We start from the raw sequence: 20,103 nt of genomic DNA, 5'->3' as shown, positions 1-20,103 counted from the left end.
TGGAATAAAAAAAAGCCATAAAAAGGATGGTGGATTAATAATAAAATATAATATGTAAGTATAATCTTTGAGAACAGCAAAAATTATCGAAATTATGTATATATAAATGCTTATTGTATAATAATATTTAGCCTTAACCATTTTTCTAATTTTCTCGTAAAAACAAATATCGAAAAAAACACTTACAGCAAAAAAAGACAATGTTATGGCTCTATGTATGTATAAATAACCGGTCTCATACTTAGAAAATTCTATATAGATCATTATAAAAAAATAAATTAAAAATAAGATATTTAATTTAAACTTGGTATTTGCTAAAAAAGAGAAATCAATATTTTTGAATTTATTATTCATAATCTATACTCTCTAAAATATTTAATTTTATTTTCTGGTGCTGAAATTGTCGATAAAATAGATTTCCCAAAACTTCAGGTAACAATGCCCACTCATAATGATAAAATCTATTCAAACGAATGATGTTTAGCGTAGCCATAACCTCCAGAATCCTGAAAAAATAATTATCATTCCAGCTTTTCTTGCAGCTCCATTATACAGGCTATAAAGTAAAAGAAGTGTTTTGCTTTCATACTAAAAAAAATATCAGTATAATTTGCTCTAGTTTTATCACTATAAGCCATCTACTAAATTCTCAATTTAAATTCTTATGAAAAAAATTGATGGTATTTGTTTCATAATAGACAATATTTCTAGGTAATTTAAAAAATAGAAAATATATATTATAAAAATTACCTGAATAGAGATACAAAATATAACTTATGTCTACTAATTTGACTAAGTCATTTTTAGTGATGAAACAATATGAATAAAATAGTCTTATTCTTTATTATTAAATATAAGAAGACTCAGCTTACTCGTCACACCATCTTTTAGATTAAAACTGCTCAAATTTCCCTAGCTTGTTGCTATTCTGGCGCTTACTTTTATAAGAACACTTATTAAGTTATTATAGTAAAATAAAGTTTTCTTACCAGCTAACTGCAGAAAAAACAGTGCAAACGTTAATGGAACTTAGTGGCTTTTTAAAATACCATTTTTTTAAAATTACTCATTCCCTAAAACAACATAATCTTGCTGGACAATGCTCCGGATTTTATAAATAATATACAACTATAGCGTGTGTTATTTTGCTTTTTTTAGGATCCTAACTTTTTTAAAGCTAACCAAAAATAAAAAACTTTAGCTTTCCCTATATTAAATTTGCCATCACTAAGTTCTCAGTTATTCTAGCCTTCTAGCCTTCTAGCCTTCTAGCCTTCTAGCCTTCTAGCCTTCTAGCCTTCTAGCCTTCTAGCCTTCTAGCCTTCTAGCCTTCTAGCCTTCTAGCCTTCTAGCCTTCTAGCCTTCTAGCCTTCTAGCCTTCTAGCCTTCTAGCCTTCTAGCCTTCTAGCCTTCTAGCCTTCTAGCCTTCTAGCCTATGATGACGTTGTTACTACTAATATCCGTAATAATAATTCGCGCATCGCCTTCTGTCATTTCGTAAGTAAAATACAACTATTACGTGTGTTAGCCAGCCAGAATATTTTTTTTAATATATTGCGAACCATCAACAAAACACGGATATATCGTCTATCGTCTATCGTCTATCGTCTATCGTCTATCGTCTATCGTCTATCGTCTATCGTCTATCGTCTATCGTCTATCGTCTATCGTCTAATTTTTGGTAATGAATTGGCACAAAAGCTTTTTTGTCAAAACCTACATTATACTCGTCAAACACAGCCGTAAGCTTAGCTTTGAAAAGTGGAGATGTTTCTTTCGGCCTTCCCTTTAGATTGCATTCGTCTAAAAGAGCTCTCCCTTTTTCTAGCAAGTGAAATTGGCAGGTTTCCCATATTATGTGGCTATCTATATCGCTAGAAATACTTTTTCCTAATTCTCTTATAGCCAATAAAGTGCGTTTTTCTTCTACAAGATCGATTTTAGCTAAAGAACATTTTGCTAGCCTGTAAGCAAAATCTAAGGCGTTTTGAGTATTTTCTTTATTTTCACCAAAAATTATATCAAATTGAACAAATAAACGTGGTAAACTCCAAGTTTCGTAATACATGTTTGTCATCGGGTCTTGATACCACTCCCAAAATTCTTTGTCGTTCATTATTGTATCTTTCTATAATTGCTACTAAATAATTGACTTTTACTAATCTAGAATTTTTTTATAACAATTATGTTAACAGTTTGTTTATTTTTCAGCAACGCCGTTACTAATAATATTAGCAATGATAATTTGAGTGTTGGGGTCATCACTAAGTGACTTGCCAATTTGTTTGGCCAGGGCCCGCGTTTGTGCCGCAGCGAGACCGCCTGTAATAATGCTGGCAGCATCACCTATTGGTTTACCCCCTGTGATGGCCCTCACAGCGGCCCCGGCTCCGCCTTCAACAATTAAGCGCCCTATCCCGCCTTCACCGATGAGCTGTGCAACTTGCGTTATTTATTAAGCAGAATACAACCAGAGCGTGCATAAATAGATCAGAACATATTTTTTAATACGTTCTGAACCAGTAATGAAATATGAAGAGATTGTCCAATGTCTGTTTTTAATACTGAATAGGAACAAAAGCTTTTTTATCGAAGCCTACGCCATGTTCTTCAAACATCGCTGTGAGTTTTGTTTTGAAAAGTGGAGAAACTTCTTCTGTCCTTTTTTTCAGATTACATTCTTCGATAAGAGCCATACCTTTTTCTGTCAAGTAAATAGGGTAAGTTTCCCACACCGCTATTCCGTCTATATCAGGAGAAATGTTTTTTGATAATTTATCTATAATCAGATAGGGGTGATCATCTTCAGGCAAAACGTAAAATATAGCTAAAGAACATTTTATTAGTCTATAGGCAAAATCTAAAGCGTTTTGAACGTGTTCTTTGTTTTTACTCGGTAATATTCCAAATCGTGAAAATAAGCCCGTTAAGCTCTCGGTCTCATAATATATGTCTATCATTGGATCTTGATACCATTCCCAGAACTCTTTGTCGTCCATAACAACACCTTCAATCTTGTTTTAAATACTTAACCTTTATTTTTTTATTATTGTTTAATGCTTTAGCCTTTGGAGTATTAATATCCAGAGTTGCTGTTGTGTCTGGGGTTCGACCACTTGCCGCTCCAGCTGGACGGTAGGTTATGTGAATATCTTTTTCAGGTAAAGATAAGATTTTGCATTTTACGCCTTTTATTTCAATTTCTCTTTCTTTTGCTTCAGGGTAAAGCTTTTTGAATTTATTATAATCATCCCAGGCAGTCTGATTAGGCTCCTTGTCGGTTATAATTTCTCTTATTTGTTTATCACTTCCGTCTTCACCAAAGATACTTCCATCAGGATTAGTATAAACATCCTCTTCGTTAGTGATTTCACGTGGTGTCTTTTGCTGAGAAGGATTGAGGCTATCTTGAGAGACCTGATCAGAAGGATTAGGATTTTCCTCTGTTTTTGTTTTTGGTGCTTCGACAATGTCGTCTATAACGTCTTTGGCTTTATCTACTGCTTTTCCGGCTTGATGTTCACCTTCTTCGACGATTTCATTAATCGTGCTTTCACTATCTTCAATAGCATCGCCTAATTTGGGATGGCCTGCTTTTCTGGCGGCTTTGGCTGCTGCCTTTATGGCCTTTTCAGCGAGCTTTTCATAAACGCCATTATATTGTTGAATGGTCGAAGAAATAGAACCACCATTAACAGCGCCTGCATTGCCGTCAATAATAGCGCCTATAGCGGCCCCTGCTGCTGTGCCGGCAATGTTTTCGCCAGCATTGGTAATAGATGATGCAAGGTCTTCATGATCTGGCCCTGTAACACTAATAGCCCATTTGGCGATATCATCGAGGGCAATGCCAGTGGCTATATTACCCGCAATGCTGCTTGCGGCCCCTGCGCCTGCATTGCCGCCTGTAATGGAAGATATAAGGGCAGTGCCTGCCGCTTCTGATATGATGCGACCTATATTTTTTGTGGGGTCAGTCCCATCAAACCCCGGCACGCCTGCATCTTCGAGAGCATCGGAAATCTGGCCGGCGACTTCACCAACGAGCTGCATGCCGACGCGGCTGTTCTGGAGCTGGTTGGCGAGTTTTTTGGCATCGAACTTATTATCTAAATATCCATTGGCCTTATTAATGTCAGTGTCATAATGGCCCTCTATAGAGCCTGCCTGAACATTAATGTTACCGCTAATAACAGAGTGGCTTTGTGATGTTTCATTATGATTGCGCTCCCCTCCTGTTATAACGCCAGAGTTAGCGGCGATGTTGCTGCCAATCACACCAAGGGCGCCCGTGACACTGCCCATCATGTCTTTTCCGAGACTTAAGCCGCCGCCACTGCTCTGGGCTTTCCATTGAGAGAGGTTATCTTCACTCTCTGTTATGAGCTTTTTGGTATCGAAATGATTTTTGGTGCTATCAGCCTCGCTCGTAATAACCCCTGCCTTAAGGTGGGTTTCATGAGCGACATGAATATCCACCCCGCCTTTACCGGCATAAATACCGCTAAGCTTTTTGCCTGTTGAGAGATAGTTATCTTTAATAGTCTGATTGGCAAAGCTTGCCCCGCCGCTTGCCATGTCGAAACCAGAAGCCGGGATTGAAGCATTAAGACCGCCTTGTTTGGTAGAGCTTTTATAGCGTGAGCTATTTTGAGGGCTGGTAATGTCGAGATGGCCTGTATTGATAGAGACCTGATCGCCATTTACTTCAGCGCCGTGGAGGACTGTATGGCCTGGAGCGTTTATAGTGACATTATGAGTAGCGGAAATGGTTGTATCGACAGATGTGGCACTGTGGCCATTGGCTTTTTGTTTGGCCTGCTGAGTATTTCCAACGGCGCTAAGTTCAAATCCGCTTGTTCCAAAGTTAAGTTCAGCGCCAGCGGAAATACCGCTTTGTTTAGATGTGCTATGCTGGTCTGATGTGTTCCACCCTGATTGCAAAATGATGTTTTGACCAGAGAGGGAGACATCCTTACCAGCAATTTGTGCGGCCACAGCTTTAAGGGTGCCGTTATTGGCGTCATCTTTATTATCGCCACGAGCGACAACGCTGAGTTTATTTTGCGCTATGGCCGAAGAGCCTAATATATGGCTCTCTTTTTGTTCAGCATAAGATTTAGACTTGTTAAAGCCTAATGAGGCAGAAATACCGGCAAGTGTTGTATGATTTCCATTGAGATAATCAAAGGCACTTTTTCCAATATCATAGCCGGCCTGCATGGCATTAAGGGTTTGGCCTGCCGCGCTATCTTTGCCCGACATATTGTTAGCAGCCTGAGCTGATTGCTGAGCCTGACCTGCGGCTGAATCTGATGACAGTCCGGCCTTTAGTCCCAAAAAGCTTGAGGAGAGTTTTTGTGTTTGTTTGCTGCTATTAAGCAGCGTATCAAAACCAACAGAAGAGCCACTGACAGAAAGGTCATGACCGGCAGACAAGTCAGTGCCTTTAAACTGGATGGCCCCACCTGCGATTTATTAAGCAGAGCACAACCAGGGCGTGTATTAACTATTCGGAAGATATTAAAAATGTGTTTCGAACAGACAACGAAATTTACAGAAATCGTTCATTATCGCAATTTAATACTGAATTGGCACGAAAGCCTTTTTATCAAACCCAACACCATGTTCTTCAAATATGGAACTAAGACGTGTTTTGAATGAAAGAGAGAGTTCTCTTGGTTTGTTGAAAAGATTATACTCTTTTGCAAGAATTATTCCTGCTTTCGTCAAACAAAACTGGTAAGTTTCCCAAACAGCATATCCATCAATAGTTGAGGGGTTAAATGTTGCTAACTGATATAAGATGGTCCGATTTTGTTCTACCAGTTCATCATGGTTTATAGCTAGAGAACATTCTAAAAGTCTATAGATTACATCTAAAGAGTTCTGAGACCATTCTTTAGTAAAATTTTTGTAACCACCAGAACATGGAAATAAAGATGGTAGACTATAATAAGTATCCCACATGAGTCTAAAAGATTTTTGATAGTAATATAAAAAATCATGACTATTCATTTATCTTGCCTTCTAATATTTTTTATTTTAATAAAAATTTAAATTTTAAAATTACATTATCGTTTGTCTTTAACGCAGCAGGACTATTTACGTCAACACTTACGGTCGTTTTATCTGTAAGATCACTAGCAGCTCCAGGAGGGCGATAGATTATAGCCGTTCCATCTTCTAAAATATATACTTTTGAGCCTGGTACTCCTTTAATAGGGGGTAAAACTTTTGTTTTAAATTTGCGTCCGTCAATCATTTTTAATATGAAGTCTTTTGCTGCGCCAGCTGGGTTTTCATTGTTTTGAATAATTCTTTTCCCCGGGTCGCTTCCAGCCTCACCAATAAGACTTCCATCAGGATTTCTCCATACTTTTTCATCTGGATCATAATCATTAGCGTGTGGTGTTTTTTGCTCGCTATGGCTGATGCTTTCATCTGTAGTGCTAGTAGTGTCTTTAGTGCCGGCACTAGTTTCTTTATCTCCAGAAAGCGCCTTGTTCTCACCTGCTCCATGATTAACAGACTGGCTAATTGTGCTGTCAGTTGCGTGGTTGGCCTCGTTTGTGAGGGCATGTTCAGTGCCCTCATAAACATATTTACCCCCTTTATAGGCAAGTTTTGCTTCTCCCCCCACTCCAATAAAGCTGGGAACAACAAGGGCTATATCCATAGCGGCATCGACCTTGTTTCCATGCAGCCAGTCATAGGCACCGAGCAGTAAAGAGGCCGCACTTCCGACAACAGGAACAAATGTTCCGCCTGTCAGAATGAGGCCAATAGCTTTGTCAGTTGTTTTATCTGTTTTATCGGCATTGGGGTTATTATCATTGGCCTGGTTATATTGTTGCAGAGCAGAAGAAGCCGCCGCCCCTTCTAAGGCGTTAAGCTTGGAGTTTCCGCTCCCTACAATAGCGCCTGTAGCAGCGCCTGCCCCTGCGGCAACGCCGTTACTAATAATATTGGCAATGATGATTTGAGTGTTGGGGTCATCACTAAGTGACTTGCCAATTTGTTTGGCCAGGGCCCGCGTTTGTGCTGCAGCGAGACCGCCTGTAATAATGCTGGCAGCATCACCTATTGGGTTACCCCCTGTGATAGCCCCCACAGCGGCCCCGGCTCCGCCTTCAACAATTAAGCGCCCTATCCCGCCTTCACTGATGAGCTGTGCAACTTGCGTTATTTAGAAAGCAGAGCACAACCAGAGCGTGTATAAACTGTTCAGAAGATATTAAAATATGTTCCGAAAAAGGAACGAAATTTATAGAAATCGTTTATTATCGCAATTTAAAACTGAATTGGAACAAAGGCCTTTTTGTCAAAACCTACATCATGTTCTTCAAACATCGCTGTGAGTTTCGCTTTGAAAAGAGGGCAAATTTCTTGTGAGTTTAGATCAAGATTGCATTCTTTTACGAGGGCCATGCCCTTTTCAGTAAGGTGAAACTGATAAGCCTCCCAATAACCATAGCCATCTAAATTAGAAGGATCAGAGTTTGCTAATCGATTTAAAATAAAAATATTTTCTCCTGGGTCATCTATTTCATTTTCACATAGTGAGCATACAAATGTTCTATAAAGATAATCTAGACTATTTTGTGCCCAGTCTTTTGTAACATTTTCAAAAGATATAAAATTCCTAGATACGAACGGTAAACTACAATCACAATTGTACATACGTCTGATAGGAGTTTGGTACCAATCGTAAAAATTTTGGTCGTTCATGATATTGTTTCCGTCATTTAGTAAAAGTAAGTTTTTCTAATGTTTTGTTTATTTCTGTAAAAATTTAAATTTTAATTGTTCTCCATTATTAAGTGCTCTTGCCGATTCGGTATTAACATCTACGTTGACAGTGGTCTTATCAGTTAATTTCCCCGCTGCACCTGCAGGACGATATGTTATGGCATTTTTGTTATCTATAATATACGTCTTGCCGCCTGACACACCTTTAATAGGGGGTAGCTGTATAATGCGTTGTACCTTTCGTTTACCTATTAATTTTGTTACAAAATTCTCTGCTTCACTTGCTGCATCATCATTGTTTTTTATTTCTCGTATCCCTTTACTGCTTCCATCTTCACCGAAAAGACTTCCATCAGGATTAGTATAAACATCCTCTTCGTTAGTGATTTCACGTGGTGTCTTTTGCTGAGAAGGATTGAGGCTATCTTGAGAGACCTGATCGGAGGGATTAGGATTTTCCTCTGTTTTTGTTTTTGGTGCTTCGACAATGTCGTCTATAACGTCTTTGGCTTTATCTACTGCTTTTCCGGCTTGATGTTCACCTTCTTCGACGATTTCATTAATCGTGCTTTCACTATCTTCAATAGCATCGCCTAATTTGGGATGGCCTGCTTTTCTGGCGGCTTTGGCTGCTGCCTTTATGGCCTTTTCAGCGAGCTTTTCATAAACGCCATTATATTGTTGAATGGTCGAAGAAATAGAACCACCATTAACAGCGCCTGCATTGCCGTCAATAATAGCGCCTATAGCGGCCCCTGCTGCTGTGCCGGCAATGTTTTCGCCAGCATTGGTAATAGATGATGCAAGGTCTTCATGATCTGGCCCTGTAACACTAATAGCCCATTTGGCGATATCATCGAGGGCAATGCCAGTGGCTATATTACCCGCAATGCTGCTTGCTGCTCCGGCGCCTACATTGCCCCCTGTAATGGAAGATATAAGGGCAGTGCCTGCCGCTTCTGATATGATGCGACCTATATTTTTTGTGGGGTCAGTCCCATCAAACCCCGGCACGCCTGCATCTTCGAGAGCATCGGAAATCTGGCCGGCGACTTCACCAACGAGCTGCATGCCTTGTGTTATTTGGCACGCAGAGCACAACCAGAGCGTGTGTTAACTATTCAGGACATCTTTTTAATATGTTTTGAACCAGGAACGAAATTTATAAAAACCGTTTATTATCGCAATTTAAAACTGAATTGGCACGAAAGCTTTCTTATCGAAGCCTACACCATGTTCTTCAAACATAGCTGTGAGTTTTGCTTTGAACAGTGGAGAGACTTCTTCTGTCTCTTCTTTAAGATTGCACTCTTCTATAAGAGTCATTCCTTTTTCTACCAAGTAAAATAGGTGGTTTTCCCACAGCCATCTGGCTTCTGCATCTGTAGGAATATTTTTCGATAATTTATCTATAATTGAAAGGGGATCTTCATCTGGTACTAGGTCAAATTTAGCCAAAGAACATTTTGCCAGCCTATAAGCGAAATCTAAGGCACCTTGAATGTTCTCTTTGTCCCTACCTGAAATTACGTGAAATCGTGCAAATAAACCCGTAAGACTACAGGGTTCATAATATATATCTGTCATCGGGTCTTGATACCATTCCCAGAACTCTCTGTCGGTCATTACATCACCTTTTCGCAATTATTTTGTATATTTAATCTTTAAGAGTTTGTGTTTGATTAGTTCCTGCGCTTTTGGCGTATTAATATCCAGGGTTGCGGTTGTATCTGGAGTACGGCCGCTGGCTGCTCCAGCTGGGCGGTAGTTTATGTAAACGTCCTTTTCTGGTAAAGTCAAAGACTTAGTTTTTACGCCATTTATTATACGCTCTACTTCTGTTGCTTCAGGGTAAAGCTTCTTAAATTTATTATAATCGTCCAAAGCAGCCTGGTTGGGATCTTTGTTACCCCTAATTTCTTTTATGAAGTGCTTGCTTCCGTCTTCACCAAAAACACTGCCGTCGGAATTAGTATAAATATCCTCTTCTTTGGTGATTTCACGAGGTGTTTTTTGCTCGCTATGGCTGATGCTTTCATCTGTAGTGCTAGTAGTGTCTTTAGTGCCGGCACTAGTTTCTTTATCTCCAGAAAGCGCCTTGTTCTCACCTGCTCCATGATTAACAGACTGGCTAATTGTGCTGTCAGTTGCGTGGTTGGCCTCGTTTGTGAGGGCATGTTCAGTGCCCTCATAAACATATTTACCCCCTTTATAGGCAAGTTTTGCTTCTCCCCCCACTCCAATAAAGCTGGGAACAACAAGGGCTATATCCATAGCGGCATCGACCTTGTTTCCATGCAGCCAGTCATAGGCACCGAGCAGTAAAGAGGCCGCACTTCCGACAACAGGAACAAATGTTCCGCCTGTCAGAATGAGGCCAATAGCTTTGTCAGTTGTTTTATCTGTTTTATCGGCATTGGGGTTATTATCATTGGCCTGGTTATATTGTTGCAGAGCAGAAGAAGCCGCCGCCCCTTCCAAGGCGTTAAGCTTGGAGTTTCCGCTCCCTACAACAGCGCCTGTAGCAGCGCCTGCCCCTGCGGCAACGCCGTTACTAATAATATTGGCAATGATGATTTGAGTGTTGGGGTCATCACTAAGTGACTTGCCAATTTGTTTGGCCAGGGCCCGCGTTTGTGCCGCAGCGAGACCACCTGTAATAATGCTGGCAGCATCACCTATTGGGTTACCTCCTGTGATGGCCCCCACAGCGGCCCCGGCTCCGCCTTCAACAATTAAGCGCCCTATCCCGCCTTCACCAAAGCCACTAATACCATTAGCATCCAAAGCATCGGAAATCTGGCCGGCGACTTCACCAACGAGCTGCATGCCGACGCGGCTGTTCTGGAGCTGGTTGGCGAGTTTTTTGGCATCGAACTTATTATCTAAATATCCATTGGCCTTATTAATGTCAGTGTCATAATGGCCCTCTATAGAGCCTGCCTGAACATTAATGTTACCGCTAATAACAGAGTGGCTTTGTGATGTTTCATTATGATTGCGCTCCCCTCCTGTTATAACGCCAGAGTTAGCGGCGATGTTGCTGCCAATCACACCAAGGGCGCCCGTGACACTGCCCATCATGTCTTTTCCGAGACTTAAGCCGCCGCCACTGCTCTGGGCTTTCCATTGAGAGAGGTTATCTTCACTCTCTGTTATGAGCTTTTTGGTATCGAAATGATTTTTGGTGCTATCAGCCTCGCTCGTAATAACCCTGCCTTAAGGTGGGTTTCATGAGCGACATGAATATCCACCCCGCCTTTACCGGCATAAATACCGCTAAGCTTTTTGCCTGTTGAGAGATAGTTATCTTTAATAGTCTGATTGGCAAAGCTTGCCCCGCCGCTTGCCATGTCGAAACCAGAAGCCGGGATTGAAGCATTAAGACCGCCTTGTTTGGTAGAGCTTTTATAGCGTGAGCTATTTTGAGGGCTGGTAATGTCGAGATGGCCTGTATTGATAGAGACCTGATCGCCATTTACTTCAGCGCCGTGGAGGACTGTATGGCCTGGAGCGTTTATAGTGACATTATGAGTAGCGGAAATGGTTGTATCGACAGATGTGGCACTGTGGCCATTGGCTTTTTGTTTGGCCTGCTGAGTATTTCCAACGGCGCTAAGTTCAAATCCGCTTGTTCCAAAGTTAAGTTCAGCGCCAGCGGAAATACCGCTTTGTTTAGATGTGCTATGCTGGTCTGATGTGTTCCACCCTGATTGCAAAATGATGTTTTGACCAGAGAGGGAGACATCCTTACCAGCAATTTGTGCGGCCACAGCTTTAAGGGTGCCGTTATTGGCGTCATCTTTATTATCGCCACGAGCGACAACGCTGAGTTTATTTTGCGCTATGGCCGAAGAGCCTAATATATGGCTCTCTTTTTGTTCAGCATAAGATTTAGACTTGTTAAAGCCTAATGAGGCAGAAATACCGGCAAGTGTTGTATGATTTCCATTGAGATAATCAAAGGCACTTTTTCCAATATCATAGCCGGCCTGCATGGCATTAAGGGTTTGGCCTGCCGCGCTATCTTTGCCCGACATATTGTTAGCAGCCTGAGCTGATTGCTGAGCCTGACCTGCGGCTGAATCTGATGACAGTCCGGCCTTTAGTCCCAAAAAGCTTGAGGAGAGTTTTTGTGTTTGTTTGCTGCTATTAAGCAGCGTATCAAAACCAACAGAAGAGCCACTGACAGAAAGGTCATGACCGGCAGACAAGTCAGTGCCTTTAAACTGGATGGCCCCGCCTGCTGCTACACTAAGGTCGCCTTTGCCGGCTGTAATTTGGCTGGCTGTCCAGCTTGTTGCATCGGTTGTTTGTGTATTTTTGGTTTTGCCATAGCCAACAGAGAGCATGCCGCCTTTAAAGCTTGCGCCCAGGCCTGATTTTTTCTTGTGATAATAAGAGCTGAAACTATCTTGCAGGCCGGATGTTTCAATTTTATTGCCTGCAATAAGAGAGACATTATTGCCACCACTGACCGTACCAGCAACAGATAGATCATGCCCTGCGGCAATGGTGATATTGCCCTTGGCACCGACCAAGCTGCCAATTTCAGTGCTGCTGCTTGTGGATGTTGTAACAACCTTTTTGCTGAGAAAGCCCGTTGATTTGGTGCGTGTATAGCTTGATGAGCTATCGGTTCTACTGCCTAAAGTGATATTCTTTTTAGCGGTAAGGCTTGCCGACCCTCCTGCTAAAATACCTGATGCTGCGAGGTTTAGATCGCCGCCAATAGCGCCCATAGTGAGGTCGCCACCTGTTATGACTGATGAGCCTGTATTTTTGGTGGCATCGGCAGTATGGCGATAATGATGATAGCTTATGGCCTGAGTGGCGCTTGTTACAGCAGCATCGAGTGTAATGCCATTTCCGGCAAGGAGGGTTGTATCACCTCCTGCGGTGAGAGAAGAGCCGCTAAAGTGAATGTCTTTTTGTGCTGTTAAAAGGGCCGAACCCTTAGAGATAATATGCCCTGTAGAGCTAACATCTTGCTGCGTGCCACCCGCTATTTGATACGTATTGAGCTGGCTTTCATTAATGATAGAGCCTTTTATGGCATTTAAGGCGACAGTGCCCCCAGAGAGTGTGCCGCCAGCATTGACAATATCGCCCTCTGTTGAGGTTAGGGCCAAATTATCGCTTGCATTAATGGTGCCGCTATTATGAACTGAGCGGCCTGTAAGAGATACATTCTTACCCGAAATCGTGCCCCCATCTGTGATGACAGCCTGATCAGGTGAGAGATAAACTTTAGGGGCAAGAACAGTTTTGCCATCTATAATAACCGGCACATACCAGACGATATTTTCTTTTAGTTTTTTCTGCTGTTCTGCTGTTAAGGCAACGCCAAATTCTAATCCTTGTTGCTGTGCTTCTTTAGTCCCTGCATCAAGAAGATTACGCATTTGGTCATTTGCTGTTTGATAATTCGCCCCTAAGAAGGTTTGTCCCGTAGCCGAAACGATTTGTTGTTGGACGTATCGCGTGTCAAAGCCATTATCACCCAAAAAGGCATAATCAGCTTTGTTATGGCTTAATCTTTTAAGGAGGTAACTAGAGCCATATAAACCCTGAAGTGAGGAATAACGTGGGTTTGTTTCAATAACATAATGCGCTTGAGGCGAGGGATTAGGCACAAAGAGTGCTGACCCTCCCGGAATGGCATTAACGACCTGACTGATAGATGACGTTGGTAAAATAGGTGTTGCCATAGCAGGGGGTGTCATAGCCCCAGGAGATGGCGCGGGAATGGTGGGGCTTGCTATCGTGGCCCCACCCGAAGAATGATTATGCTCATTATTAGCCGAAGGGAGGCCTGGATTATTTGCCCCTGGATGAGCTGTTACGTCACTTCCTGTTGGTGGTGCTATGGGGTGAGCTGTGCCTGATGTTGTATTATTCCCGCCTGAAGCTGATGGGAGACCTGAAATATTTGTCCCTGCTGGTATTGTTGCGCCACTTCCTGCGGATGGCAGGCCCGGAATATTTGTTCCCGGAGGTGCCGTTATGCCACTTCCTGCGGATGGCAAGCCCGGAATATTTGTTCCCGGAGGTGCCGTTATGCCACTTCCTGCGGATGGCAGGCCCGGGATATTTGTTCCTGGAGGTGCTGTTACGCCACTTCCTGCGGATGGCAAGCCCGGGATATTTGTTCCCGGAGGTGCTGTTACGCCACTTCCTGCGGATGGTAAAGATGTTCCCTGGGATGGTTTTGTATTGTTGATGGGCGGGGGTTGAGGTCCTTTGCCCTCTGAAGGGGCAGTATTATTGATTGTAGGAAGGGTTGGTACGTAATTAGCAGGAAGCTGACCCTGCTTTACGCCATCAATTTGAGAGTTATTTGAAAGATCAGTTTCAGCCGTAAAGCCTGGAAGTGTTGTCGAGGCTTTTTGTGTTGCAGCAGAAGCGGTTACAGATGGTAGGCCTCCTCCCTGGAAATCAGGCAAAGCATTGGCTGAATTAACGGCCCCTGCTTTTGTAGCGCTTATATCGCCTGCTGATACAGCATTAAGGCCGTCAGGTTTTTCACCACTAAAAGAGGGGTGAGAGCCTTTTTTCGCATGTTCAATTTTTGTTACGTTATCAATATCGCCTGTAAGTTTACCAACTATGTCACCTCCCGCTACAATGCTTCCTGTTGCATTAGACGCTGAATGAGCTGTTGGCCCCCATTGGGCTTTTGCCTGTCTATGACCTTTTTTTGCGAAACCATTCTCATTTATTAAATTTCCATCAGCATCAGTAAAGGGGATGCTGGAGTTCTTGCTATCCCAGCGGCATCCTTTGTGGTCATTGCAAAAGAGGTAGAAAATTTTTTCATTCACATAACCGATATTTTTAAGGTTACCGCCCTGGAGCAGAATATTTCCTCCAGCAGCAATATGGCTGGCATCATTATCAATACCGCCACTTGTTGTAACTTTAATATCGCGACCGGCTGATATAAGACTGCTGGTTCCCGTAAGCTCATAAGTTGTGCTGTCTTCCGAAAGGCTTGAGCCACCACGGTTTTTTTTGGGCTTACGTTTAACAGCTTTTATAGTGATATAACCTGTTCCCTGATTGCCGTTTTTATCCAAAAGTCCTTTGGGAACCTTATATTCGCCACCACCGGAACCTTTAGTGGTGAAAGCCAGCTCTTTTGATTCCTTTTTATTTGTTATGGTTCCATCATAAATATTTTTCAGAGAGCTGGCATGAATTTCTATATCGCTTTTATTGCTATCAGCTGAGATCAGCCCGCCTCTATTAATAACATCACCAGCCTCTGCCCCATTTATGCCGCCAATGAAAATTGAGCCTGACTGTGCCTCTATAGCCCCTTTTTGGTTGGTAAGCTGTCCAGGAAGAGTGAGGCTTATGGCCTGGCCCATTATAAGGGCATTATTGGTGATATATTGGTTTGACTGGATATTTAACAGGCCGGATTGCGCCATAAGCGCGCCATTATTGGTGATGGAGGCAGCGTTAATTGTGGCATTACCTCCGGCTAATAGGCCATATCCGGGTTGGATAATGCAATTACCGCTCAAATGAAGGCTTGCATCTCCGCCAGACTGAAAGAGAATATTATTTGTTATGTCGCCCTCAGTCTCTACATCAAGGGCATTACCTGCCAGGATTTGAGTTAAATTACCGAGCGAATGTGCTTTAAGTGTGAGATTTCCTTTTGCGTGGAGGCTATTATCATCGGCATTTAAATTAAGAGCTGAGTTATTCGCTGCTGTTAAAATAAGGCTGCCAGTTTGATCTTGCTGGAGAAGCTTGCCGCCAAGGCCTTCGAAATTATCGGTGGTTAAGCTTAAATCATGCTGTGCCTGTATTATGGCGTTATTATTATAGACAGAGCGTGTTGCCTGGTTCGTATTTCCGGTAAGGGCAAAGCTACCGGTAATAGCGTTAATAAAGCCATTATTGCTATTATCAAGATCATCTATGTAAAGGGCAATATCTCTTTGGGCCTGTAATATGCCGTTTTGATTACTGATTTTGCTGGTTCTGATATTTAAAGAGTCTGCTGTGCTAATAATGCGCCCATTATCATGATTATCAAGCGTGGTATTCTGTATGGTAAGAGGACCTGCCCCTTGAATAATGCCATTTTGGTTATTGGTAAGATCAGCAATATTTATCAAAAGGGCATCTTGTCCAGAAATAATAGTGCCGTTGCTATTATCTAATGTTGACCCTGTTATAGAGACAGATTTCTGTGCACTCATCTGACCCTGGTTGTTGGTGATTTTGTCGCTATTTGCTGTAAGGCCGTTAACACCGTAAATTTGCCCATTATTGAGGAGCGTGTCTGAAGCAGTAAGGTTTGCTTGACCTGATGACGCTATATTCCCTTTATTGGTAAGAGAGTGGCCTTTTAATGTCAGATTACCGCCAAGGGCACCGATTTTCCCGCTATTATCGATAGAACCATCAGAGGATAATGACAAACTTCCCAAAGATAAGAGTTCACCTTCATTATGCACAGGGCCCTGACTTTGAATATCGAGAGAGGGCGCAGAACTTCTTGTTAGATTTTGTTGCTGTGTTTCAATATGGCCTGCGTTATTTAGTCCTTCAGAACCGTTAAGACTAAAATGCATAGCGCCATTTTGGCTGGCGATTAAACCACCCTGACCACCAGATGCTGCTTTATTATCCAGTCCACCTGCTGTGAAAGTCAGATCATGTCCGGCTATAATGGTGCCGTTATTTTCCATTAGCCCAGCAGCAGTGAAAGATAATGTTTGACCTGCACTGACAACAGACTGAGCGTTATCTTGCCATTGTGACGTTCTGAGATGCAGATCTCCCGATGCTTTGAGCGACCCAGATTCATTATGGAGTTGAGCATCAGATGTGAGGGAGACATCATTATTAAATGTTAGATTGCCCCCTAAAGCGAGCAATGTACCATTGCGATTATCCAGATAGGATGCTGTGGCATTAAGTTCTTGCCCCGCCTGAATAATGCCCTGATTATTATTAAATTCTGTCAAAGGCTGGTCTGTAATGGCTGTTCTAATAGTGATATTTTTATCAGCAAGGAGTGTTCCATGCTGATTAGACAGCCTATCGCTTTGCACTGTTAGAAAGCCAGCTGACTGAATTTGTCCGTTATCATTGGCTATTGAAGAGGTTTGTACTTTTAAGTCACTACCAGATGTGAATATTTGGCTCTGATTATTAATCGCACGGGCATTAAGGTCTAATGTGCCGTTATCATTGCTGATTTGGCCTTCATTATTGAGGGTGCCTTGTAGGTTTAGTGAGAAATCATTCGTACTATAAATTACGCCCTTATTATAAAGGTCAGTGTTGATGTTACCTGTAAATATGTCTGATGAAAGGATAGAGTTATTATTGTGGAGTGTTCCTGCATTTATTCTGAGGGTATGTCCTGCGACCAGGGTCTCAATAATTCCATCATTATTGAGTGTTCCGTCATTTATAATATCTAGGTTAATGCCGCCTTTAGTAGAAATAAGCTGGCCCCGCAGACCATTATTGAGCTGAGATGCTTTAATTTCAGTGCCCAAAATGCCGCCCATAACGCCTTCATTATCGATTGCGCCTGAAGAGGTGACTACTAAATTCCCTTGTGCACTTAATGCCGAATTCTGGTCTGAATCATATTGTGTTAAATACGCTGTCAGATCACCATTTGAACGGATATTTCCATTTTGGTTACTGATTCTTCTGGCATTGAGGGCAACATGATCAGCTGTGCTGAGAATCAAGCCACCATTATTGCTCAGATCCCCTGTAGAGAAAGACAATCTTCCATCAGATTGCAAAACGCCCTTATCATTGGTGGCATCATTTTGATTTTGGATATCAAGTGCGCCACCCTGAGCTATGATTTTGCCGTTCTGATTATCTAATTGCCCTGATTTGATAGTGACAAAATCTTCTTTTGTACCAATTTGGCCAGAATTATTACTAAATAGTTCTTTGAAAGACAAAATCATGGATTTGATACTGAAAAGAAGGCCGGTATTTTCTCCTTTGCCTTCTACAGCCATGTTTAAGCTTTTTTCAGAACGAATACGTCCTTGATTATTCATCTCTCCATGAAGAGATAGATGCTGTTCTCCTTGTGAGAGAATATCACTTTTATTATCTAAAGAGTCCGCAGAAAGTGACAGGTTTGACTGATCATTTTGTGTTCTGATCAGGCCATTATTATGAACATCATGGGAAAGTGTTAAACCAAGATCACCATTAATTGTAACTAACGTTGCATCCCCTCCGTTAAGGAGAGTGCCTCCCGTTATAATGGCACCTGTTCCACCAGCAATAAGACCTTCATTATCAATTTGTTCTGAAGATGTAATATTTAGGAGTTTTTGAGCTGAGAGAGTAGAGTTTTTGTCAGAGCCGTAATTTGTAATATCAGCATTTAAATTACCAGCACTTTCAATAGCTCCTGCTTGGTTAGATAAACTGGCTGACTGTAAGGTTAAATCCCCATTAGCATCAAGGATTTTGCCCTGGCTATTATCAAGGTCGTTATTGGCTGTGATGAGTAAAGTGCCATTATTTGTTGAGATTTGGCCATTATGGTTTGCAATAGTGCTCTTGCTCTTAATGTGCATGCCATTGAGAGAGGCGATTGTACCAGAGTTATTAACCGCCCCTGCTTCGAAATTTACATCTCGTTCAGCTGCAACGACTGTACCGCTATTCGTGGCGTCATTGGTGATATCGGCACTAACATGTCCCTTTTCACTGCGGATATTTCCTGCATTTGTAAGACTATCCGCTTTGATTGTGACATCGCCAGTGGTGGCAAGGAACTGCCCCTGTGAGCTATTAATAAACTGGGATGTTTGCAGAGACGTTCCATCTATCCCTCCAACAAGTCCTTCATTATTGAAAGCGCTGTTGACCTTAAGGGAGAGGGTCTTATTGGCTGTGAGGACAGACTCTTTATTTGAATTATAATTTGCGATGGTGGCATTGAGATTACCGGCACTTTCAATAGTTCCTGCCTGGTTAGATAAAGTGGCGGATTGTAGGGTCAAATTTCCATCAGCATTAAGAATCTTACCCTGGCTGTTATCGAGGTCTTCCTTAGCTGTGACGGATAAATTACCAGAGGAAGTGGAGATCTCACCTTGGTTGGAAAGGGTGCTGTCACTGTTAAGGGATAGTCCAGACTGAGCGGAGATAAGGCCGGAGTTATTGAGCGATCCTGCTTTGAAATTCACATCCTGTGATGAAGCGAAGATTGAGCCGCTATTGGTAGCATCCTGAGCAATATCGACGTCGATACGGCCTTTATCGCTATTAATGAGACCTGCATTTGTGAGACTATCCGCTTTGACTGTGACATCACCAGAAGTGGCAAGGAACTGTCCTTCTGAGCCATTAATGAGCTGAGATGTTTGCAGAGATGTGCCATTTATGCCGCCAACAAGCCCTTCATTATTGAAAGATTTATTGACCTTAAGAGAGAGGGTTTCATTGGCTGTGAGGACAGAGTCTTTATTAGAATTATAATTTGCGATGATGGCGTTTAGATTGCCAGCACTTTCAATAGTGCCGGTCTTGTTGGAAAGAGCCGCGGAGTTTAGCGTCAGTGTCCCATCTGCATTAAGAATCTTTCCGTGATTATTATCGAGATCTCCCTTAGCTGTGACGGACAAATTACCAGAGGAGGTTGAGATCTCACCTTGATTGGAAAGGGTGCTGTCACTGTTAAGGGTTAGTCCAGAATGGGCAGAGATAAGGCCTGAATTGCTCAAGGATTGGGCATTGATCTCCATGTTCTGTGATGAAGCGAAGATTGAGCCACTATTGGTAGCATCCTGAGCAATATCGATGCCAATATGGCCTTTATCGCTATTAATGAGACCTGCATTTGTAAGACTATTGGCTTTTATAGAAATATCACCGGAATTAGACAGAATTTGGCCGTGTGCATTATTTATAAAAGATGTTGTTTCGATAATAGTATTTGTGATTCCGCCCAGAAGACCGTCATTATCAAAATGGTTTTCATTTTTAAAAATAAGGTCTTTATCTGTTGTGAGTATAGAATCTTTATCTGAACTATAGTTTTTTACATTAATTTTTAAAGTATCTGTGCTTTCAATGGCTCCACCCTTATTAGATAGAGCAGCAGATTGTAAGATTAGGCTGCCATTTGCGTTAAGAATCTTACCCTGGCTGTTATCGAGATCTCCCTTAGCTGTGACGGATAAATCACCAGAAGAAGTTGAGATCTCACCTTGGTTGGAAAGGGTGCTGTCACTGTTGAGGGTTAGTCCAGACTGAGCGGAGATAAGGCCGGAGTTTTGGACTGAGCCTGCATTGAAAGCTAAATTTTGTTCAGCTGCAATGATTGAACCATTA

At 42.1% G+C, this 20,103-nt stretch carries 11 protein-coding genes; all 11 read right to left on the bottom strand.

Annotated elements, in window-relative coordinates:
- Positions 1–1,657: 1,657 nt before the first annotated feature.
- Positions 1,658–2,116 (bottom strand): hypothetical protein, encoded by a 459-nt coding sequence (locus tag GT348_RS08395; protein WP_160619312.1) that lies wholly within the window; start codon positions 2,114–2,116, stop codon positions 1,658–1,660.
- 84 nt (positions 2,117–2,200) lie between these two features.
- Positions 2,201–2,377, bottom strand: a complete 177-nt coding sequence (locus GT348_RS08390) for a hypothetical protein (protein WP_160619311.1) — start codon at positions 2,375–2,377, stop codon at positions 2,201–2,203.
- 181 nt (positions 2,378–2,558) lie between these two features.
- The gene (locus tag GT348_RS08385; protein ID WP_160619310.1) at positions 2,559–2,999 is read right to left on the bottom strand and encodes a hypothetical protein; all 441 of its coding nucleotides are present in this window, start codon (positions 2,997–2,999) and stop codon (positions 2,559–2,561) included.
- A gap of 10 nt (positions 3,000–3,009) precedes the next feature.
- Positions 3,010–5,439, bottom strand: a complete 2,430-nt coding sequence (locus GT348_RS08380; protein ID WP_160619309.1) for a hemagglutinin repeat-containing protein — start codon at positions 5,437–5,439, stop codon at positions 3,010–3,012.
- Positions 5,440–5,580: 141 nt separating this feature from the next.
- Positions 5,581–6,018 (bottom strand): hypothetical protein, encoded by a 438-nt coding sequence (locus GT348_RS08375; RefSeq protein WP_160619308.1) that lies wholly within the window; start codon positions 6,016–6,018, stop codon positions 5,581–5,583.
- Between the two features lie 22 nt (positions 6,019–6,040).
- Positions 6,041–7,114, bottom strand: coding sequence for a hypothetical protein (locus GT348_RS08370; protein WP_160619307.1), 1,074 nt, complete (start codon positions 7,112–7,114; stop codon positions 6,041–6,043).
- Between the two features lie 179 nt (positions 7,115–7,293).
- Positions 7,294–7,731, bottom strand: coding sequence for a hypothetical protein (locus GT348_RS08365; RefSeq protein ID WP_160619306.1), 438 nt, complete (start codon positions 7,729–7,731; stop codon positions 7,294–7,296).
- A gap of 48 nt (positions 7,732–7,779) precedes the next feature.
- Positions 7,780–8,823: a hypothetical protein gene (locus GT348_RS08360; RefSeq protein ID WP_160619305.1), complete on the bottom strand. Its 1,044-nt coding sequence runs from the start codon at positions 8,821–8,823 to the stop codon at positions 7,780–7,782.
- Between the two features lie 117 nt (positions 8,824–8,940).
- Positions 8,941–9,378, bottom strand: coding sequence for a hypothetical protein (locus GT348_RS08355; RefSeq protein WP_160619304.1), 438 nt, complete (start codon positions 9,376–9,378; stop codon positions 8,941–8,943).
- 18 nt (positions 9,379–9,396) lie between these two features.
- Positions 9,397–10,836, bottom strand: a complete 1,440-nt coding sequence (locus GT348_RS08350; RefSeq protein ID WP_160619303.1) for a hypothetical protein — start codon at positions 10,834–10,836, stop codon at positions 9,397–9,399.
- 71 nt (positions 10,837–10,907) lie between these two features.
- Positions 10,908–20,090: a hemagglutinin repeat-containing protein gene (locus GT348_RS08345; protein ID WP_408865163.1), complete on the bottom strand. Its 9,183-nt coding sequence runs from the start codon at positions 20,088–20,090 to the stop codon at positions 10,908–10,910.
- Positions 20,091–20,103: the final 13 nt, after the last annotated feature.

Source organism: Aristophania vespae, from assembly GCF_009906835.1.
Taxonomy (GTDB): Bacteria; Pseudomonadota; Alphaproteobacteria; order Acetobacterales; family Acetobacteraceae; genus Aristophania; species Aristophania vespae.
This window is presented reverse-complemented; position numbering and strand designations above follow the sequence as displayed.